General features: G+C 45.9%; 3 protein-coding genes. All 3 read right to left on the bottom strand.

The genetic code is table 11. From position 1 onward, the window contains the following. Nucleotides 1–688 (bottom strand): transposase (locus KDK15_RS20035; protein WP_257297168.1); only part of this gene is annotated, 688 nt, incomplete at its 3' end. Between the two features lie 39 nt (nucleotides 689–727). Beyond that, nucleotides 728–940 (bottom strand): hypothetical protein, encoded by a 213-nt coding sequence (locus KDK15_RS20030; protein ID WP_257297167.1) that lies wholly within the window; start codon nucleotides 938–940, stop codon nucleotides 728–730. Nucleotides 941–1014: 74 nt separating this feature from the next. After that, a partial coding sequence (locus tag KDK15_RS20025) for a DegT/DnrJ/EryC1/StrS aminotransferase family protein (RefSeq protein ID WP_257297166.1) occupies nucleotides 1015–1899 on the bottom strand: 885 nt, incomplete at its 5' end.

Here is a 1899-nt window from a genome sequence, read left to right as displayed (position 1 = left end):
TTGCTTTGGCTCGGTTGTTACTGCCTTTCTGCTTTTTAGCCAGTTGACGCTGAAGATAGGCGAGCTTTTGCTCATAGCGTCGGGTGTGACGGGGATTGCCGGATTTTTTACCGTCCGAGGTGATGAACAGATCGGTTAAACCTAAATCAATGCCTACTGTCTTGCTGGAAACAGGCATTGGTTTTGATTCAAATTCGCAGAGCATGGAAACAAAGTACCGGCCTGCCCGATCTTTGCTGATGGTGATGCTGGAAGGCTCAGAAGCCAGTGGTCGGCTCCAGCGGATATTCAGCGGTTCTTTGCTTTTGGCGATGAACAGTTGGCCTTTTTTCATGCTGAAAGCGGCCTTTGTCAGCCGTATACTTTGCCTTGAATGCCTTTTTTTGAATTTAGGGTATTTAGCCCTGCCAGCCCAGAAGTTCTTGAAGGCTTCTTGCTGATCCCTGAGTGTTTGTTGCAGGATCACGCTGGAAACGTCAGCCAGAAATGGGAACTCTTTCTTGAGCGATACAAGCCGCTTTTCTGCCTCGGAATGGGAGATAGATTGCCCATTTTTGTAGTAGGCATCAGTGCGGAACCGAAGAGTGTTGTTGTAGACAAAACGGCCACAGCCAAACGACTGAGCAAGAAGTATTTCCTGTTCTGGCGTTGGGTAGAATCGTTCTTTGTAGGCACGTTTTGTTTTCATGCAGAGAATATTACAGAAACTCTAAACACCTGTAAATACTTAAGACTTCCGGTTCTGCAAGCCCTCTACGGGCTTGTTGCTTATATCACCGCCCGCATTGGGCGATGCTTTACGCAGGTTTTGGTAAAAATCCCCCCAACCGAGCCGCACTGAGAATGCAAGAGTCAACGCCAACCAGATGGAAAGCGTATCCACTGCCAAGATCAGCAAATGTTTTTGGTATCTTGGCAAGGAGAGTAATTTATCTCTCATAAAAAGGCTGTCCGTTGATAATCTGTCACATTTACGAAAAGGAAGATTTCCTATATCTCATGCACGCGAATCAGTTAAAGAGAAGCCTCTTTCATCACTGTTTGAATGCCTTCAACGGTTTTAGAAATCTCACAAGCTGTTAGTGTTGGATGAACCAGGAACATCAAACTTGTGTCACCTAATTCCCTTGCAACAGCAAGCCTGTTTTTTGGACGAAAATCCGTATTATCGAATGCCTTTTCCAGGTAAATCTCGGAGCAGGAACCCTGATAGCAGGGAATGCCTGCTGTATTGATTTCATCCACAATACGGTCACGATCCCAACCAGTCTTGAGCATTTCAGGACGCAGGAATACATAATGTTTGTAGCAGGCGTGTTCCATATAAGCGGGGAATTCCGGAACACGCAAAGCAGGAATCGTTCTGCAAACTTCGGTAATTGCAGCCGCATTACTTTGCCGCTTTCGTGTCCATTCAGGCATACGCTTTAACTGGATTCTGCCAATAGCTGACTGCACTTCTGTAATACGCCAGTTAGTACCAAAGGAATTATGAAGCCAGCGGTAACCTTTTGGGTGATCAGTGTTATACACCGCATCGTAACACTTACCATGGTCTTTAAAGGACCACATTTTTTTCCAAAGGACTTCGTCATTTGTGGTGACCATACCGCCTTCACCACCGGTGGTCATAATCTTATCCTGACAAAATGACCAGGCACCAATATGGCCAATACTGCCCACCGATTTACCTTTGTATTTTGCGCCATGGGCCTGGGCACAATCTTCGATCACATAGAGATTATGTTTTGCAGCCAGATTCATTATCGGGTCCATATCACAAGGCAAACCGGCCAGATGGACGAAAATAATGGCTTTGGTGTCTTCTGTTAAAATGGCACGGGTAGTTTCGGCAGTAATATTCTGGGAATCCCGATCCACATCGGCAAAAAGGGGTTT

It is taken from the genome of Endozoicomonas sp. YOMI1 (assembly GCF_024606345.1).
Classification (GTDB): Bacteria; Pseudomonadota; Gammaproteobacteria; order Pseudomonadales; family Endozoicomonadaceae; genus Endozoicomonas.
This window is presented reverse-complemented; position numbering and strand designations above follow the sequence as displayed.